This window comes from Paenibacillus sp. HGF5 (assembly GCF_000204455.1).
GTDB classification, from domain to species: Bacteria; Bacillota; Bacilli; order Paenibacillales; family Paenibacillaceae; genus Paenibacillus_AQ; species Paenibacillus_AQ lautus_A.
On record NZ_AEXS01000174.1, the window covers coordinates 54,967 to 72,750 of the forward strand.

Annotated in this window: 18 protein-coding genes, 1 tRNA gene and 1 rRNA gene; 6 read left to right on the forward strand and 14 right to left on the reverse strand. The window is 49.0% G+C overall.

Translation table 11 applies throughout. The annotated features are described in order from the left end of the window. From HMPREF9412_RS29380 to HMPREF9412_RS29390, 3 genes are all read left to right on the forward strand, one after another. Positions 1-474 carry a C40 family peptidase gene (locus HMPREF9412_RS29380; protein WP_009595535.1) on the forward strand — a complete coding sequence of 158 codons (474 nt, stop codon included), beginning with the start codon at positions 1-3 and terminating at the stop codon, positions 472-474. Positions 475-981: 507 nt separating this feature from the next. Continuing rightward, positions 982-1,482, forward strand: coding sequence for a GNAT family N-acetyltransferase (locus tag HMPREF9412_RS29385; protein ID WP_009595510.1), 501 nt, complete (start codon positions 982-984; stop codon positions 1,480-1,482). A gap of 161 nt (positions 1,483-1,643) precedes the next feature. After that, positions 1,644-2,000 (forward strand): c-type cytochrome, encoded by a 357-nt coding sequence (locus HMPREF9412_RS29390; protein WP_036662889.1) that lies wholly within the window; start codon positions 1,644-1,646, stop codon positions 1,998-2,000. Positions 2,001-2,100: 100 nt separating this feature from the next. Here the strand turns inward: HMPREF9412_RS29390 and HMPREF9412_RS29395 are convergent, their stop codons facing one another. Beyond that, positions 2,101-2,415: a 4a-hydroxytetrahydrobiopterin dehydratase gene (locus HMPREF9412_RS29395; protein WP_009595556.1), complete on the reverse strand. Its 315-nt coding sequence runs from the start codon at positions 2,413-2,415 to the stop codon at positions 2,101-2,103. Positions 2,416-2,522: 107 nt separating this feature from the next. Next, entirely contained in the window at positions 2,523-2,816 is a 294-nt protein-coding gene (locus tag HMPREF9412_RS29400) for a hypothetical protein (protein WP_009595521.1), read from the reverse strand. Positions 2,817-3,006: 190 nt separating this feature from the next. On the opposite strand from HMPREF9412_RS29400, the gene motA reads away from it, so the two are divergent. Then, entirely contained in the window at positions 3,007-3,807 is an 801-nt protein-coding gene (gene motA, locus HMPREF9412_RS29405; RefSeq protein ID WP_009595558.1) for a flagellar motor stator protein MotA, read from the forward strand. Further along, complete coding sequence (motB, locus tag HMPREF9412_RS29410) at positions 3,791-4,597, forward strand: flagellar motor protein MotB (RefSeq protein WP_009595545.1); 807 nt, start codon at positions 3,791-3,793, stop codon at positions 4,595-4,597. The genes motA and motB overlap by 17 nt, the downstream gene beginning before the upstream one ends. Positions 4,598-4,725: 128 nt before the next feature. Here motB and rluF read toward each other — a convergent pair whose 3' ends face one another. Next, positions 4,726-5,427, reverse strand: coding sequence for a 23S rRNA pseudouridine(2604) synthase RluF (gene rluF / locus HMPREF9412_RS29415; RefSeq protein WP_009595503.1), 702 nt, complete (start codon positions 5,425-5,427; stop codon positions 4,726-4,728). Between the two features lie 34 nt (positions 5,428-5,461). Further along, positions 5,462-7,756, reverse strand: a complete 2,295-nt coding sequence (locus HMPREF9412_RS29420; protein ID WP_009595524.1) for an ATP-binding protein — start codon at positions 7,754-7,756, stop codon at positions 5,462-5,464. Between the two features lie 360 nt (positions 7,757-8,116). Between HMPREF9412_RS29420 and tadA the strand changes: the two genes are divergently transcribed. Then, entirely contained in the window at positions 8,117-8,611 is a 495-nt protein-coding gene (tadA, locus tag HMPREF9412_RS29425; RefSeq protein WP_009595555.1) for a tRNA adenosine(34) deaminase TadA, read from the forward strand. A gap of 77 nt (positions 8,612-8,688) precedes the next feature. On the opposite strand, the gene HMPREF9412_RS29430 is transcribed toward tadA, so the two are convergent. The 10 genes from HMPREF9412_RS29430 to rrf all read right to left on the reverse strand — a co-directional run bounded on the left by HMPREF9412_RS29430 (position 8,689) and on the right by rrf (position 17,705). Beyond that, positions 8,689-9,774, reverse strand: a complete 1,086-nt coding sequence (locus HMPREF9412_RS29430) for a hypothetical protein (RefSeq protein WP_009595523.1) — start codon at positions 9,772-9,774, stop codon at positions 8,689-8,691. A 306-nt stretch (positions 9,775-10,080) separates the two neighbouring features. After that, a complete protein-coding gene (locus HMPREF9412_RS29435; protein ID WP_009595549.1) occupies positions 10,081-10,230 on the reverse strand; it encodes a hypothetical protein in 150 nt (49 codons plus the stop codon). Positions 10,231-10,334: 104 nt separating this feature from the next. After that, positions 10,335-10,676 carry a hypothetical protein gene (locus HMPREF9412_RS29440; protein ID WP_009595528.1) on the reverse strand — a complete coding sequence of 114 codons (342 nt, stop codon included), beginning with the start codon at positions 10,674-10,676 and terminating at the stop codon, positions 10,335-10,337. A 174-nt stretch (positions 10,677-10,850) separates the two neighbouring features. Then, positions 10,851-10,939 (reverse strand) — tRNA-Ser (locus HMPREF9412_RS29445). Positions 10,940-11,012: 73 nt separating this feature from the next. Beyond that, positions 11,013-12,296: a serine--tRNA ligase gene (gene serS / locus HMPREF9412_RS29450; RefSeq protein ID WP_009595514.1), complete on the reverse strand. Its 1,284-nt coding sequence runs from the start codon at positions 12,294-12,296 to the stop codon at positions 11,013-11,015. Between the two features lie 194 nt (positions 12,297-12,490). After that, the gene (pdxT, locus tag HMPREF9412_RS29455) at positions 12,491-13,078 is read right to left on the reverse strand and encodes a pyridoxal 5'-phosphate synthase glutaminase subunit PdxT (protein WP_009595548.1); all 588 of its coding nucleotides are present in this window, start codon (positions 13,076-13,078) and stop codon (positions 12,491-12,493) included. A 15-nt stretch (positions 13,079-13,093) separates the two neighbouring features. After that, positions 13,094-13,975, reverse strand: coding sequence for a pyridoxal 5'-phosphate synthase lyase subunit PdxS (gene pdxS, locus HMPREF9412_RS29460; protein WP_009595550.1), 882 nt, complete (start codon positions 13,973-13,975; stop codon positions 13,094-13,096). A 164-nt stretch (positions 13,976-14,139) separates the two neighbouring features. Next, positions 14,140-15,558, reverse strand: coding sequence for a D-alanyl-D-alanine carboxypeptidase family protein (locus HMPREF9412_RS29465; RefSeq protein ID WP_009595505.1), 1,419 nt, complete (start codon positions 15,556-15,558; stop codon positions 14,140-14,142). Between the two features lie 152 nt (positions 15,559-15,710). After that, entirely contained in the window at positions 15,711-17,168 is a 1,458-nt protein-coding gene (gene guaB, locus HMPREF9412_RS29470) for an IMP dehydrogenase (RefSeq protein ID WP_009595537.1), read from the reverse strand. A gap of 420 nt (positions 17,169-17,588) precedes the next feature. Further along, a 5S ribosomal RNA gene (rrf, locus tag HMPREF9412_RS29475) occupies positions 17,589-17,705 on the reverse strand. Positions 17,706-17,784: the final 79 nt, after the last annotated feature.

A 17,784-nucleotide genomic window follows, 5' to 3' on the forward strand; every position in this document is an offset into this window, starting at 1 on the left:
TTGAAAAAGAAGTTAACGGCCATTTCTCTAGGCCTGGCCCTCGCACTCACATTAGGGACCGGAAGCGCTTTCGCCGATTCCAAATTAAATACTGCAATCAAACCAGCCATTGGTGTCTCTTATAAAACAGGTGGAACCACAACGAATGGTTTTGACTGCTCCGGATTCACCAGCTATATCTACAAGAAACTTGGTCTGAGCCTGCCACGCACGTCTGCAGCTCAATACAAAGTCGGTACGGCCGTAGCCAAGAGCAAGCTGAAAGCTGGCGATCTCGTGTTCTTCAACACATCCGGCAGAGGTGTATCTCATGTGGGTATTTATGTTGGGGGCGGCAAATTCGCTCATTCCTCATCCTCGCGCGGTGTCATCATCAGTCCGCTGAGCCAGAGCTATTACGCCAATCGATACGTAGGTGCTAAGAGAGTCATGAGTCAGTCTACGTACAAGTCTGTAGCTGTGAACTACAATTAATTATTGGAACTTCATTGGTTTATCCTTTACAAGAAGCCCTGGGCGTATGAGATTGTGCCGATCTCATCCAGCGGCTTTTTCTTTTGTCTGCTCTGTGTATACCTTTATAACGTTTGGGACAACGAAAAAGTTCCCACTTTTCGAGAAAAAAAGAAAATTATTATGCGAATTCACTTCGCTTCCTCATGTCGTTGCATCTTCTACCCTTTATATACCCTCCTCTTCCTTCATTAAACACCCTAATGGAAAAATATTGATTTTATTTTCTGAGGACCACTACGAGCAGCGATACGTAGGTGCCAAGCCCATCATGAGCAATGATCAGAATGAAAAGTCGACCGGAGAATCCTCCTAAGCTTCGATGGGTCTTATCCTCATCCTGCCTATACATACCCTTTTGCCCGTCAATGGAGGCCTACTTCTCTCGGACGGGCTTTTTGATGCGGCTAGAATGTTTGAGAAATGGGGTATAATTTAATTTGTAATTACGACAGGGGGACTTTGCCAATGGATGCAGCACCGATTTCATTTCACACGGTGGTCATGCTTGAAGAGCATGCGAAAGAAATATGCGCCTGGACCTATCCTCCTCCCTATAACATTTACGGTTTTCTTCCATGGGAGCAGATGAAAGGGCTTGGGATCGAGTTTGGCGATCCGGACATCCGCCGGGAGCAGTACATTTCGATTTTGGATGAACGGAAGACTCTATGGGGATTTGCACAGCTGTTTCCGATGCATGAGGTTACGCGAATCGGGCTGGGCATGCGGCCTGATTGGTGCGGGCGCGGAATGGGTAAACGGTTTATGCAGACGATTGTCCGGGAAGCGAGGCGGAGGCGGCCTGCCGATGAGATCGACCTGGAGGTAATGACCTGGAATGAACGCGCGATCCGCGCATACGAAAAGGCGGGGTTTCATATCACCGATACGTACGAGCGCCTTACGCCGACGGGAAACGCCCTTTTCCACTGCATGGTGTATGAGCCTCCGGCAAATGAGGAATAGTAATCTTTGTCTATATGAAAAGGCACAATTTTGTGTACTTTTTATGAAGGTGCGCGGTATAGTTGCTTTTTTTGTCACAACTGGCTATGCTGTCTATGGATGTTGGTTTATAATGGAGACAAGTGCAAAAGTGCAGTATACATAGAAGGGACGATATGACGATGCAAAAATGGATCATGAGCGGATTGTTCTTCGTCGCATGTGCGTTGGCTATTGCGCTGATGTTTACGCTCCCAGGCAAGGAACAGGTAGCTCAGGAAGAGAAGCCGACTATGCCGGAAGTGACTCTGGATGCTGCCACAGCGGAAGCCACACTGAAAGCAAGCTGCATCAGCTGTCATGGTGACCAACTTCAAGGCGGCGCTGGACCGGCTTTGAATCAAGTAGGCGGACACATGGATGCGGACGCGATCTTCAACGTTGTAACCAAAGGCCGTAAGGGTATGCCTTCCTTTAAGGATCAACTTAAGCCTGAAGAAATCGCAAACATCGCGCTGTACCTTGCTGAGAAAAAATAAATCAGCTTATACGCAAAACACGCTTGAACCTGGAGAACCTCCCGGCGCAAGCGTGTTTTTACATATTGGGGAGCTATGACCGGATGGATCCCTCTCCCGTCTATTGTCCCGACTTGCCGTCCTTGGAACGGCTTTTCTCATAGGCCTCGTTAAACTGCTGCGCTTCCTTAATATCCACAGCCGTAATGCCGCCGTCGTCCCAGGAAGTGAGACGCAGCGTAACGACTTTGTAATCTATGGTGATATAGGGGTGATGTCCGAAAGCTTCCGAAATAGCTGCCACTTCATCAACAAAAGCGATTCCCTTCATGAAGGAGGAGAAGGTATACTTCCTGACGATCCATCTCCCTTGTTCAAATTCCCAACCCTCAAGCTTTTCCAGATGAGCCTCTACTTCTTGCTGCGTATAAAGCATCTTTTATCTTCCTCCCCGAAAAAAACCTATCGTAAAGCCGACTGTCACGTGTATGGGCTTCTGTCATCTATTCTATTCTGCCCTGTTTCCGATGATAACTGGAGTGATTACACAAGAGCTACAAAGGCCAACTCTTCTTCACCGATCAAAATATGTATTCGATGGTTATTCTGGTCATGCATGACCACGCCGCTGCCGACGCTAATCACCGGCTCCGTGCCCAGCGCATAGAACAAATCCTCTGCAAGCGCCTCATGAACCTCATTCCGCTCGGCTTCGCCCAGATTGCCCCAATCCTCCGCTTCCATTTCGAAGAAAACGTAGCTGTCGGAAATTCGCCCGACGGCTTCGGTCAATTCCGCGAGGATTTCGCCGTAATCCCTTCCGTGCTTCACACCCATCTCAATCACTCCTTTCCTTACCGTACTAAGCTTCGTTTCCCTTCCTTCCATTATACCGGAAATTACAACTAAAAAAAAAGCCCGACCTGACGATAAATAGGATAACGCCCCACAAAAGGGGCCCGGTTCTCCATGAGAGCCGTTCTGACGAATGGATTCGTTATTTTATTTCTCACGGATGAGGTGTGGTATGGAAATTTCAACAATTATAGGCTTAATCATCGGTATCGTCGCGGTACTGGTGGGCATGATTCTTAAAGGTGCCTCCCTTCTCGCTTTGTATAACCCGGCAGCCTATCTAATCATTCTTGGCGGTACGGCAGCAACTTTATTCATCGGATTTCCGTTATCCGAGCTGAAAAAGATTCCGAAGCTGGTCAAAATGACCTTCGTGAAACAGAATCTGATGGACAAGACGGACATGATCAAGCTGTTCATGGAATGGGCTTCGATTACGCGCCGTGAAGGTCTGCTGGCTCTGGAAACCAAAGTCGATGAGATCGATGACAGCTTCCTGCGTAACGGAATGCGCATGATTATCGACGGCAACGACCAGGAATTCGTGCGCGATGTATTGATGGAAGATATCAACGCCACGGAAGAGCGCCATCGTTCCGGCTCGCTGATCTTCTCCCAGGCAGGTATGTATGCACCTTCCCTCGGGGTACTCGGAGCCGTTATCGGTTTGATCGCTGCACTATCCCATATGGAAGACATGGGCGAGCTTGCCCATGCCATCGGAGCTGCGTTTATCGCTACCCTGCTCGGTATCTTCACCGGTTATGTCATCTGTCACCCGATTGCGAACAAACTCAAGCGCCTATCCAAGCGCGAGGTTGAAATCCGCCTGATGATGGTAGAAGGCCTGCTGTCCATTCAATCCGGTGTATCCACCATTGCAATCAATCAGAAGCTCTCCGTGTTCCTGACACCGTCCGAACGGGCTGAGCTCAGCGAGAGGGAGGCTGGTGCTAGTGAGCAAAAAGACTAGACACGAGCCGCACGAGGAGCATGCCGACGAATCCTGGCTTCTTCCGTACGCTGACCTGCTGACATTGCTTCTGGCCCTGTTCCTGGTGCTGTATGCCATGAGCGCGACGGATGCACGCAAATTTCAAGAAATGAGCGAAGCCTTCAGCGTTGCTCTCACCGGCGGAACCGGCGTGCTGGATTACAGCAAGACCGAGCCCAGCGACACCCCGCCGAATATTAACGATCATAAAGCGACAACCCCTTCCGTTCCTGCAACAACGCCCGACCAACGTCGTGCCGAGTTGATGCGCCAGGAACAAGAGGATCTGGAGAAGCTGAAGAAGCAGCTCGATAATTATATTAAGAATAACGGTTTGACCTCAGAGCTCAGCACCAAGTTAAACCACTCCCAGCTTGTCATTACGATCCGGGATAATGCGCTGTTCCCGTCCGGCGAAGCCGTGGTGAAGCCGGAGGCCCGTAAACTGGCCAAGGCCATATCGCAAATGCTTCACAAATTCCCGGATTATGAGATCATTGTTTCCGGTCATACGGATAATGTGCCGATTTCCAACAGCAAATATCCGTCCAACTGGGATTTAAGCTCGGATCGGGCATTGCAGTTCATGAAGATTCTGCTCACCAACTCGGAACTGGATCCTAAACGGTTCATGCCGATCGGTTATGGGGAATACCATCCGATCGCCGATAACAACACCGCTGTTGGACGAGCGAAGAACCGTAGGGTTGAGGTATCCATTATACGTAAATACCAGGATAGCGCAACGTTTACCAGCGTTAATGAATAACCGGTAAAGGAACGGTCTGGTCTAACCGACTATAACACACCCTAAACAACCGATGCATCTGGCCTCCAGATCCCATCGGTTGTTTTCTTTTTACACAAGGGATTCACAAACCCGGTACACTATAATTGCTACTCGAGCTTATAGTTCAGCAGCCGGCCAAGCTCTTCCTTCTCTTTGTCATTAAGATCGCGCCATGAGCCGATACGTTGGCTGCCAAGTCGGATATTCATAATCCGGATTCGCTGCAGCTTGCGAACCTCATAACCAAAAGCGCTGCACATTCTGCGGATTTGCCGATTTTTCCCCTCCGTCAGAATGATTCGGAATACGCGTTCGGACATTCGCGTGACCTCGCAGGGGAGCGTTATCTCCCCCAAAATTTTGACGCCGCCGGCCATTCCGCGAAGGAAGGATTCCGTTACCGGACGGTCCACCGTCACAATATATTCTTTCTCATGTTTTCCTTCGGAGCGAAGGATCTTATTGACGATATCTCCGTCATTCGTTAACAAGATCAGTCCTTCGGAGTCCTTATCCAATCGTCCAATGGGAAAAATCCGTTCGTTATGGCCTACGAAGTCTACAATATTGCCCTTAATATGCGACTCGGTGGTGCTCGTAATCCCGACCGGCTTATTAAGAGCAATATATACATGCTTCTTCTTGTCCTGAAGCGGCTTTCCCTGGATCCGCACATCGTCGCCTTCCTCGGCCTGGCTGCCCAATACCGCAACCACGCCGTTAATGGTGACCTTCCCGCTCTCCACCAGCTTGTCCGCTTCACGACGCGAGCAATAACCCGTTTCGCTGATAAATTTATTGATTCTCAAAGATGCCATCTCCTTATCTGTAACTACTTCATGTTCAGCCTTCGATTGTTTTCTGCGGTACCGCAGGCAAGACAATACTTACTCTCGTGCCTACGCCAACTTCACTCTCGATTTCCATCGTTCCCCGGTGGCCCTGGATAATGCGCTGGCTTACCATCAACCCGAGGCCTGTGCCCGTTTCCTTATTCGTAATAAACGGTTCGCCAAGATGCGGCATCATGTCTTCCGGAATGCCTTGACCTTCATCCCGAATATCGATCTGTATCTGATCGACCTGCGGGCGTGTAAGCCTAATCCATATATTGCCGCCTTCCGGCATGGCTTCAATGGCATTCTTGAGCAGATTTATGAACACCTGTTTGAGCTGGTTCTCTTCACAATGCACAAAGGTCGGTTCTTCAATAAAATCCAATTTGAACTCGATGCCGTACAGATGCGCCTGGCTGTCGAGGAAGGAGATGACATCCCCCATAATGATGCCCACGTCCCTCTCCTGGAAATTAATCGCCTGTGGCTTGGCTAATATCAGAAATTCACTGACAATCAGATTGATTCGGTCCAGCTCGGACAGCATCAGGTCGATATGATCGGGATTCGCTTGGTGAGTCTGCTGTTGAAGCTGCAAAAATCCTCGGAGGGTCGTAAGCGGATTCCGGATTTCATGCGCAACCCCTGCAGCCAGCTGCCCCACGGTATTGAGCTTCTCCGAACGCCGCAGCAGCTCCTCAATCCGATTGCGTTCCGTCACATCGCGGGATACGCTAATCATGGAGGTAACCTCGCCGTTCTCGTCCCGCACAAGCGAGGTGCTGATGCTCACTTCAATCGTGCTTCCATCCTTGCGCAGACGGACCGTCTCCACCGGCGGAAGCCGCTCACCAGCCCGCAAACGACGGATGCGTTCCTTCTCCTCTTCCTCTTTGGCCGGAGGCACAAGCGCAAGCTTCCGCCCGACCACTTCGTGCGCCTTCCAGCCGTATAATTGCTCAAACGCTTTATTCACGCTAATCACGCGTTCATAGGTATCGGTTGTATGAATGGCATCGGCCGTCTGATTGATAACGGACTCTAAATATTCTTTAACGGACTGGTTCTCATCGACCATCTGCTTCAACTGGCTCGTGTAGGTACCCAGATTGCGGGTCATGGCATTGATGCGGCCTGCAAGCTGCCCCAGCTCGTCCCGGCTGCTAACCTCGAGTCTACGATCGAAGTGACCATCCGATACATCGTTTACGGTGCCCAGGATGGCCTGAATCGGCTTCGTAAAATAACCCGCTACAATGTAACTGCCAAAAATCACGATTTCGAGCAAAACCAGTGAAATAGCCACCAGACTGATCATCTGCTCCCTCATCACGGAAGAGATGGCTTCATAATCCATGACGACACTGATCACGCTGGTCGGTTTATTTTCGGACAGGATGGGAATGAAGCTTTTTAACACCTTCTTATTATTGATCGTGCTGACAAACACCACATTGTCGCTGGTAGACACGGCCCTCTGCACGGCTTCCGTATCTTGATCCAGGCTCCCATAATTGTAGGTGCCGAACGTAATCGGACGATTGCGGAGCTTGCGGTGAACTTCGTCCGTTCCATCCTCCCTCATATATTCATTGCCAAACGTTTCAGGGTTGATGCCCGTCACTTCCAATATCCGCGGATTCGATTTCAATGTCTCCTCCACCACAGTGTTCGGGCTTGTGATCTTCACAAAATCCTTGATATTCGAATTCCGGATGTAGGGATCGATAATATAATTCCGCTTGCCATCATAATAGTATCCCCATTTATCAATGAACTCCGGATTGGATGTGGAGAACTCGAACGGTCCGGACCAGAAATGCTCGGCGCGCTGCCCCTCCGTAACAGATACCACTTTGCCATGCTGGAACAATTCCAGAAATGCGGTATGCCAATAACCCCAGTTTTTTGTGGAAAGGCCGATTTCGTCTTGGGAGGAGGAACGGGCAACAACGATATCATCGTTGGTTCGAACCAGCAGCGAAATGTGGGTGACACCGATCTCCTTACTTAATTCGGCCAATTGCTGATTGGTTATATTGTTAATATCGGGATCTAAGGCCTTTGCCGCATTGACCGCGGCGACCTTCAGCATATCACCGAAAATGTTATCCACATACGCAGAGCTAAAACCGGTTTGCTGAACCGTAATGGCGATCTGCGTAGCGGCCATCACCATTTTGGTTTCACTATCCTGCTGCAGGTTTTCCTGGGTCGTGTAATAATTCAGCGTAATGTTAAGCAGAAGGATAAATAATACCGATATGGACATGATCATCGATAATTTCGTCTTAATCGACAAGTGGCATCTTCACCTTTCTGCTGTCACATCGACGACTTGTAAATATATACCCTCATGATACCTTGATCACGAACGTTTGAAAAGACAAGCCGTGCTGCGGCTGACGGGTTTTTTCCGCAATCGCATTGCTATTGAAATAAGGAATCCTTACAATATAAGAGGCTAATCCTGATAACAAAACGACGTATCCACAGATTGCGCACAAATACACAACTTATCTGGGGATAATGTGCATAACTTTGTGTATAAATTTTTAGTTATCCACAATTCTGTCCACATCATGTTAACAAACGAATAAATGTTCGTTGAACATTGGGTATAAATACAGGGTTTTAGCGGGCTGCGAAAGGAGACTTTAGGTTGATATCAAATTCAATAGACCCACTGGCTGTGGATAACGAAAATCATGAACGCTGGATGCGAGAAGCCATCGCGGAAGCTCGGAAGGCCGAAGAGCTTGGTGAAGTTCCTATTGGCGCTGTCATCGTACGGGGCGATGAAATTATTGGCCGTGGATATAATCTGCGTGAAACGACTTACGATGGGACGGCTCATGCCGAGATGGTCGCGATCCGGGAGGCAAGCCGACACCTTGGAGCCTGGCGGCTGCTCGACTGTCGATTATACGTGACGCTGGAGCCTTGTCCCATGTGTGCGGGCGCCATCGTCCAATCCCGGGTACCGCAGCTCATCTACGGCACGGGCGATCCCAAGGCAGGCTGTGCGGGCACACTGATGAATCTGCTTCAAGAGCCGCGCTTTAATCATCGGACGCACGTGGTGGATGGCGTGCTGCAGGAAGAATGCGCATCGTTGCTGACTCAGTTCTTTCGGCGTTTACGCGGGAAAATATGATGCTTATGTACGAAATAGGAACTAACACAGAAAACCCGGCCATGACGGCCGGGTTTTGTTGTCTGCGATGAATAATATTAGTAAGTGCTCATTTGGCTCATGGATTCCTCAAATTGCTCCATCGTAATGACGTCAGCTTCTTTTGGAATACCGATTTTGAACTCTTGTTTCGCGTTGATGTTGTTGTATTGGGTGCTACCCTTCACAGCCAACTTCACGTTCTCATTGGTTTCTGGATCATTGAAATCAACGTTCAGCACAACATCTTGGTACGCAGGGAAATCTTTTTTATCGATAGCCGTGTTGATATTGAATGTATTGATCTTCAGGTATTTCTGCATTTCTTCCAAGCCCGCTTTGAATTCGTCTTGGTTGACGTTGGACACTTCAGCTTTGGCAGCATCGATGTCTTCTTGGGTCAGACCCAGCAATTCGCGGTACTCGTCTTTAGCCGCAATATCAACAACCTTAGGTGCAACCTTATTTACCATAATATCCAATGCTTCATTCAGGTTATCATTGGTTACAAAGAATTGTACCACTTGTTTAGCGTCAACACCTTCTGGAAGGCCGGCATCTTTAACATTGATCTCTTTGAAGTATTTTGCTTGATCATATTCGCTCAGCAAAGCTTCAAGGATTTCGTTAACGAATTTTTGGGATTTCTCGGTATCCAGGGTTTCTGGGGTAAATGTTTCGCCGGATTGCTCAGCAAGCTCTTTCATGTCCATCACAAGGAATTTGCCAACAACGTCTTCCGGGAACGGCAGCATAGGAATGCTTGGCACTTTAACGTAGATTTTCTCTTTCGTCATCACCATATCAATGTTGAAGGACATCGCCATGTCACCCTTCAAATTGATACCCATGTTCATTTCGGTTTGCATTGGCTCAGCCTGGTAGATCCCGTCCAGTGTAACCTCTGCATTCTTCAACATCGTCATCGCCTGTGTTACGCTTGGATCGCCTTCAACTGCAGGTATGTTAACTTGAAGGTCTTCAATGACAAATTTGCTCTTCATTTCGTAGGATGTCATCTTCATTGCGTTCGTAGCAGCATTGGTCATTGCCGCCTTAGGCTCTTCTTTCTTGGCGCAGCCGGAAAGCACAACTGTCACCGTGAGCAGCAGTGTCAGCATGATCGCTGCAAACTTCTTGTTCATTAAAATTTCTCTCCCCTCTAACAGTCAAAAAAATAACAGACCTTCTAATCATAAACCATTTAGCCAAAATGAGAAACACTTTCTGGAATATTTACTGAAATTTTATTTCCTTTCTTTTCCATCCATCTTAATTTCAAACTTCTTAACATGCGAATAAGGTGGGGCCCCAAAATATTACACTTGAACACTAATACGGAAGTTGGATGCAAAAGGTTTCAAATCGAAAAAAAGAACCTCCTGTCGAATGACAGAAAGTTCTCTCGATTCTTGCTTTTTGGCGTCTTCGTATTCTGCTCCTAAAGGCTGTTAGCCCTCCGGATTATAATGGCCATCCTGCTTACGGATCTTCGCTCTGTGCGAGCCTGACAGCGGCTCCTGGCCGCCCCGGTCATGGTCCTTTCGCTGCCTTGGTTGTTCCTGTGCTTCAGGCACCGGAATCGACTTTGGTTTACTCATCTGATAGCCCTCCATTTCATGGATCACAGCGATTGTTCTACGCAATCGGCCTTGATGCTCCGGCCTAAAAGGAGCATCACAGCTTTCACATTCATTCATGGAACTTAGTGATGCGTGATTTGCTGCAGCGTTTGAGCACACTCATGAATATGACGCGTATAATCGCCCACCATGCCCTGTATGTTCTCATTGCGCTCATCCGTCGTCGCGCCGTCACGCTCTACATCGATCAGAGCGACCTTCACTTCCCGGGAATCCACATAGGTGCATTGAAAATCAAACGAATATTCCTGACGACCTGCTGCGCCAATGTGAATGCGGATGGCGTTCGGATCTCCTTCGTCTGCTGCCACTTCTGCACGATCCCCCGGTTTGAGTATGGTCGGCAGCCTTTCCTGCCAAGCATTGACCAGCGTCGACTGGTCGACATTCAGTTCTGAGTTCATGTTCACACCTCCCCTTCTCTATAAATTGCGATAACAGGCGCTGTTTTATACAGCAGGTCCCCCAAGCATAAAGTGCTATAGATCCGAAGCTTCCATGCATTTCTCTGCCAAACAAGGCATGGAGGCCATAAAAAAACCGTTCCCCTAAGGAAACGGCTTACGTTTGTATATGTATGGCGGAGAGGATGGGATTCGAACCCATGTGGAGTTGCCCCCTAACGGTTTTCAAGACCGCCCCGTTATGACCGCTTCGGTACCTCTCCATGTGGAAATGATCGCTGCAAAATGAATCACGTGCAAAAATCATTATACCACAAGTCAACCTATGTTATCAACTTATTTCTTAGGTTCGATAATGCTAACATTCCCCATGTAAGGGCGAAGCACTTCCGGAATGACAACGGAGCCGTCGGCCTGTTGATAATTCTCCAGAATGGCCGCAACCGTACGCCCTACCGCGAGCCCGGAACCATTCAAGGTGTGAACAAACTCCGGCTTGCTCTTCGGCTCCGGACGGAAGCGAATATTGGCACGGCGTGCCTGGAAATCTCCAATATTCGAGCAGGAAGAGATTTCACGGTATACGCCGCTCTCCGGAAGCCATACTTCCAGATCATAGGTCTTCATGGAGCCGAAGCCCATATCCCCGGTACATAGCGTCATGACGCGATAAGGGAGATTCAGCAGCTGCAGCACACGCTCCGCATCCGCCGTCATTTTCTCGAGCTCATCAAACGATGTTTCCGGATGTACAATCTTCACCATCTCGACCTTATTGAACTGATGCTGACGAATAAGTCCCCGGGTGTCGCGTCCTGCCGCGCCGGCTTCCGAACGGAAACAGGAGCTGTATGCGACGTAATATTTAGGCAGATCCTCGCTATTTAGGATTTCCTCACGATGGTAGTTCGTTACAGGAACCTCAGCCGTTGGGATCAGGTAATAGTCGGTATCGCTAATTTTGAATAAATCCTCTTCGAATTTAGGCAGTTGACCCGTTCCGTACAAGCTGTCCCGGTTGACGATATATGGAGGCAGCATTTCCTCATAGCCGTGTTTGTCGCTGTGCAGATCCATCATGAAACTGATTAAGGCACGCTCAAGCCGTGCACCCAAACCCTTGTAGAACGTAAACCGGGAACCCGTAACCTTCGCGCCTGCTTCAAAGTCTAAAATACTCAGGTTCTGGGCAATCTCCCAGTGAGCCTTAGGTTCGAAATCAAAAGCTTTTGGCTCCGCCCAGCGGCGAATTTCCACGTTCTCTTCCTCCGAGGCGCCGATCGGCACGCTTTCGTGAGGAATATTCGGAATCGCCAAAGTAAGCTCGGATATACTGGCTTCCAGCTCTCGAACTTCCTCATCCATTGCTTTAATCTGGTCTGACACTTGGCGCATCTCCAGAATCAGCTCATCTGCGTTTTCGCGATTTTTCTTCAGCTTGGCTACTTCAGCCGACACGGTGTTGCGGCGATTCTTCAAACTTTCGCTTTCCTGCAGCAATTCCCGGCGCCGGGCGTCAAGCTTAGGAAAATCCGCAATCAAATCGAGCGATTTGCCTCGATTCTTCAGCGCTTCTTCAACACGACTGTACTCGCTGCGCAATATTTTTACGTCTAACACGGGAAACCCTCCTAAAGTAAAACATCCGTCAAGTATATCGAAGCAGCTGCCCTACCTGTTGATAAAAAGCCTTGGGACAAGGCTGCATTATACGTTGTTACATACGATACATCTTATTGCATTCCAGCGAAAAAGACAACTTGACTCCCACATACTGCCAAAGAGCCAAGATGTCTTCTACTGAAACTATTACGTTACGCCTGTGGCGCCGTCGCTCGGGAGCGAACCATCTCCACAAAATATTGATGGAGCCGGTAATCTTCTGTCAGCTCCGGATGATAGGAAGCCGCAAGCAGATGCCCTTGTCTGGCTGTGACGATCTCATCCTTATACGTGGACAGAACCTCAACGCCCGGTCCCACTTCCAGAATGAGCGGAGCGCGGATGAAGACGGCTCGCACCGTTTCATCGATGCCCTTCACCGGCAAATCGGTCTCGAAACTTTCACGCTGACGTCCGAATGCGTTCCGCGCCACCGTGATGTCCATCAGCTTCAAATGCGCCTCTTCGTCGCCTTGAATTCGCTCGGCCAGCACAATCAGTCCGGCGCAGGTTCCGAATATCGGTTTGCCTTGGGCTGAAAACTGACGAATCGCATCCATAAAATCATACTTTCGCATGAGCTTGCCAATCGTCGTGCTCTCACCGCCAGGGATAATCAAGCCGTCAATGCCGTCCAGCTGCTCGACCTTCTTGATCGGCACCCCTTCGGCGCCAGCAAGCGTAATGCTTCGAATATGCTCTGCAACGGCACCCTGAAGTGCCAGTACGCCGACCTTCATGTTACCCCTTCTCTCTTACCAGCCGCGATCCTGCATGCGCTCAGCCGGACTAAGCTTGGATATCTCGATGCCTTTCATTGGAGCACCCAGGTTCTTGGATACTTCAGCAATCAATTTATAATCATCATAATGCGTCGTCGCTTCAACGATCGCACGAGCAAATTTCTCAGGGTTATCGGATTTGAAAATACCGGATCCTACAAAAACGCCATCAGCGCCCAGATGCATCATCAATGCGGCATCCGCAGGGGTGGCCACGCCACCGGCGGCAAAGTTAACGACAGGCAGCTTGCCCGTCTCATGAACGCCTTTCAGGAGGTCATAGGAAACACCGAGGTTTTTGGCTTCGGCATATAGTTCGTCCTTCGACATGTTGCGAACCTTGCGAATCTGGCTGTTGATCAAGCGCATATGGCGAACAGCTTCCACGATATTGCCTGTTCCCGGCTCGCCCTTCGTACGGATCATGGATGCGCCCTCGCCGATGCGACGCAGCGCCTCACCGATATCTTTCGCGCCGCATACGAACGGTACGGTGAAATCCCATTTGTCGATGTGGAACACTTCATCCGCAGGCGTCAGCACTTCACTCTCATCGAGGTAATCCACGCCGAGAGATTCAAGCACTTTCGCTTCAACGTAATGACCGATACGAGCCTTGGCCATAACTGGAATGGATACGACTTTCATGACTTCCTCAACGATGGTTGGGTCAGCCATCCGTGCTACTCCCCCAGCAGCGCGAATATCGGAAGGAACGCGTTCCAGCGCCATAACCGCCGTAGCACCGGCAGCTTCAGCGATTTTCGCTTGTTCCGCATTCATGACGTCCATAATGACGCCGCCTTTTTGCATTTCCGCCATACCTCTTTTTACAGTAGATGTTCCTGTTTCCATGTCCCCTAGCCTCCCGATTATATGTTGTATCTCATCGCCATTTAGAGCATTCCCTGACGATATGGTCTATACCCGTATGGTGCATACTTGCAATGAATCTAACTTGATATTTTACCGCATCAAAATCAAATACACAACCCATTTACTCGGAATTTATCGGCTGCTTAGAAAAGATTTTTGATGGAATCAAACAAATCCGCGAAAAAGTCACCGATCGCACGGAGGAACAGCTTGAACCAGCCAGCCTTCTCTACCTCGTCTGCCGTGATGAGATTCACCGTTTCGGTCTGGGTTTCCTTCATGCCTTCGATTTTGTATGAATAGGTTGCCGTGCCCACCTTCGTATCCTTAGCGACAGGCGCCGTCACGCTGGAAGAATCCAGTTTGGCTTCGAAGGTAATGTTCTTTCCGCTAGAGCCTTTAGGCACAACAAATGTGAGGGCTTTATCGGTCACCAGCCCAGCTTCCTTACCTTTGCCCTTCTTCACTTCGACGGTTTCAAACCCTTGCACGGTTGCTCCGGCTGCTTGGACTTCCTTCACTTCGAAGTTGTCAAAGCCGTAATCAAGGACTTTTTTGGTTTCCTTAAAGCGAGCCCCTTCGGATTTCGTTCCCATAACCACGCTGATCAAGCGCATGCCGTCACGCTCAGCGGTACCGGCAAAGCAATAACCCGCCGCATTGGTATGACCGGTTTTCAAACCGTCCAAACCTTCGTAAGCATAGGCCTTGAAGTTCGTAATGCTTTTGTTGGCCTCCAGCATCCAGTTGTAGTTGATGATCGGACTCGTATCCCGCGGCCGGAATTTATGCGATTGAATGGCTGTAAATCTAGCAAAGTCAGGATGATCCTCAACGATATACTTGGCAAGTAATGCAGTATCCATTGCCGACATTACGGTTTCTTTATCTTCTGCAGGACGGTATTTCTCAGGCATATCTGCACGGCTAAGGCCTGTGGAATTAATGAAGAAAGCGGTCTTCAATCCCATCTTTTTCGCCGTATCGTTCATCATGGTAACAAACTCTGCTTCGGAACCAGCGATATGTTCAGCCAATGCTACCGTTGCATCATTCGCCGAGCCGACAGCCATGGCTATGTAGAGCTCTTCCACTGTATGTTGGTCGCCTTCAGCTAAAAATATCCGTGAGCCCACGGTTTTTTCAGCATTTTCCCCTACCGTGACTACGTCATCCCAAGCTAACTCGCCTTGTTTTACCTTCTCTGCCACGATATATTCCGTCATCATCTTCGTCATGCTTGCCGGCGGCAATGCTTCATCCGCATTTATGGATAACAGCACCTGACCCGTAGATGGCTCGATCAAGACGGCAGAGCTCACTTCCAAGCCCAACTGATCGACCGATGGCACTTTGTCCGGCTTTGCATTATTCGTCGCAGCCTTGTCCGTTGCCGCTTTGTCTTCCGTAGCTTTGGTTGTATCCGCTGTAGCGAGCATATTAGGCGCAGCGAACGAAACCGCAGGCGCAGCAGAGAAACATAGTATATTAAACAGCATCAAGGATGCCAGCGTTCTTTGAATTCGTTGTCGCTTATTCTTCTTTATAGACTTGTCTATCAATGGAATTACTCCCCTCTAATTCTCAATAAGTCATTAACTTGTTCTATTCTATCATAGGGGGGGTATCAAAAAAAGACAAGCTAGATGAATTTCATCCAGCTTGTCCAGGAAATAAATGACATATACTGTGTATCCTTATTCTTATCCGTGAATTACAAGGAATAGTTAGGCGCTTCTTTGGTGATTTGAATATCATGCGGATGGCTCTCGCGGAGACCAGCCCCGGAAATGCGGATAAATTGGGTATCATTCCGCAGCTCCTCCAGGTTTTGCGTTCCGCAATACCCCATGCCGGAACGCAATCCACCGATCAGCTGGTGGATGGTATCTGCCAATGGCCCTTTATAAGCTACACGGCCCTCGATGCCTTCCGGTACCAATTTCTTGTCATCATCTTGGAAATAACGGTCTTTACTGCCTTGTTTCATGGCAGCAAGGGAACCCATGCCCCGATAAGCCTTGAAACGGCGTCCTTGGTAGATCTCGGCTTCGCCCGGGCTTTCTTCCGTTCCTGCAAACATGCTGCCCAGCATAACGGCACTGGCGCCGGCTGCGATGGCTTTTGTAATTTCTCCGGAGTATTTGATACCGCCGTCTGCGATAATCGGTACGCCGTACTCTTTAGCAACCGTTGCGCAGTCATAGATGGCCGTGATTTGCGGTACGCCAATGCCGGCAATAACGCGGGTCGTACAGATGGATCCAGGACCGATTCCCACTTTAACGACGGATGCACCGGCTTCGATAAGCTCTCGCGTACCTTCGCCTGTAGCCACATTACCCGCGATAATGGTCAGCTCCGGATACAATTCGCGCAGTTTGCGTACGGAATCAATAATATTGATGTGATGACCGTGAGCGGAATCAACGGTTATGACGTCTACACCAGCTTTCACAAGCGCTTCTGCTCTTTCGAAGGTATCTTTGGAGATTCCGATCGCTGCACCTACAAGCAGGCGGCCCTGAGCATCCTTAGCTGCTCTAGGGAACTGAATCGCTTTCTCAATGTCTTTAATCGTGATAAGTCCCTTAAGAACATTATCGTCGTCCACCAAAGGCAGCTTCTCGATTTTATGCTTCTGCAGGATCATTTCGGCATCTTGAAGGGTCGTTCCAACCGGAGCGGTAACCAGGTTCTCGCTGGTCATCACTTCGCTGATAACCGTATTGTAATCATGAACAAAACGAAGATCACGATTCGTCAAAATCCCGATCAGCTTATTGTTCTCATCCACGATCGGAACCCCGGAAATCCGGAATTTGCCCATGAGTTTCTCAGCGTCGGATACAAGATGATCGGCATGAAGCGAGAATGGATTGGTGATGACTCCGCTTTCCGAGCGCTTCACCCGATCTACTTCTTCCGCCTGTTGTTCAACCGTCATATTTTTATGAATAATGCCGATTCCGCCTTCTCTAGCAATGGCAATGGCCAAAGGAGCTTCCGTAACGGTGTCCATACCTGCACTGATGAGCGGGATGTTCAATTTCACGTGCTCGCTCAATTTGGTGCTAACATCCACTTCTTTTGGAAGTACCTCGGATTTTCTAGGAACCAACAATACATCGTCAAAAGTGAAGCCTTCCTTGCTAAACTTATCTTCCCACACCTGGGTTATTCCTCCTTTTTGTCGTCTTCCTGCGGACTACAACTACTGTCAGAGCTGGACCGGACGGCATTTTCAAGTATTTTCAGAAATATATTATTGCCATCTTAGCAAAGGGCCCATAGGCTGTCAAGGATTGAATTGGCCCTTTTCCTGAAGTTCGCAAGTATCCATCCAGCGCGTTGTCCTGTCTTTTTGGAGTGGACAAACCAACAGCTTTCTTCTATTAAATGGAAACTTATCCACGTTTAAGATTAACCTGCCATATTGCATCCCTTTAGGCATTATCACGGAGACGATGCATGACTGTCGTTTAGTATCACCCAAGCCGGCTCGAGATAGTCCAGAAATCAGAAATCTACGTTTCGGCATATAGGAAAAGACCGCTATCGAATTACTCGATAACGGTCTTTATGGTTGTTCGCTTGGCGACGTCCTACTCTCCCGGGACCCTTCGGTCCAAGTACCATCGGCGCTGGAAGGCTTAACGGTCGTGTTCGGTATGGGAACGCGTGGAACCCTTCCGCCATCGCCACCAAACGGTTCAGATGCTTGATCACCTGAAAACTAGATACGAAACGATATTTGCGTTGATTAGAATCCGTAGCATTCACCCGAA

Bases quoted from the DNA above. Each gene is read 5' to 3' on its own strand.
- pdxT (WP_009595548.1), bottom strand. From the start codon at position 13,078: ATGAAGGTCGGCGTACTGGCACTTCAGGGTGCCGTTGCAGAGCATATT.
- HMPREF9412_RS29435 (WP_009595549.1), bottom strand. From the start codon at position 10,230: ATGAGTAAACCAAAGTCGATTCCGGTGCCTGAAGCACAGGAACAACCA.
- pdxS (WP_009595550.1), bottom strand. From the start codon at position 13,975: ATGGAAACAGGAACATCTACTGTAAAAAGAGGTATGGCGGAAATGCAA.
- motA (WP_009595558.1), top strand. From the start codon at position 3,007: ATGGAAATTTCAACAATTATAGGCTTAATCATCGGTATCGTCGCGGTA.
- HMPREF9412_RS29385 (WP_009595510.1), top strand. From the start codon at position 982: ATGGATGCAGCACCGATTTCATTTCACACGGTGGTCATGCTTGAAGAG.
- HMPREF9412_RS29440 (WP_009595528.1), bottom strand. From the start codon at position 10,676: ATGAACTCAGAACTGAATGTCGACCAGTCGACGCTGGTCAATGCTTGG.
- HMPREF9412_RS29395 (WP_009595556.1), bottom strand. From the start codon at position 2,415: ATGCTTTATACGCAGCAAGAAGTAGAGGCTCATCTGGAAAAGCTTGAG.
- HMPREF9412_RS29400 (WP_009595521.1), bottom strand. From the start codon at position 2,816: ATGGGTGTGAAGCACGGAAGGGATTACGGCGAAATCCTCGCGGAATTG.
- HMPREF9412_RS29390 (WP_036662889.1), top strand. From the start codon at position 1,644: ATGCAAAAATGGATCATGAGCGGATTGTTCTTCGTCGCATGTGCGTTG.
- HMPREF9412_RS29430 (WP_009595523.1), bottom strand. From the start codon at position 9,774: ATGAACAAGAAGTTTGCAGCGATCATGCTGACACTGCTGCTCACGGTG.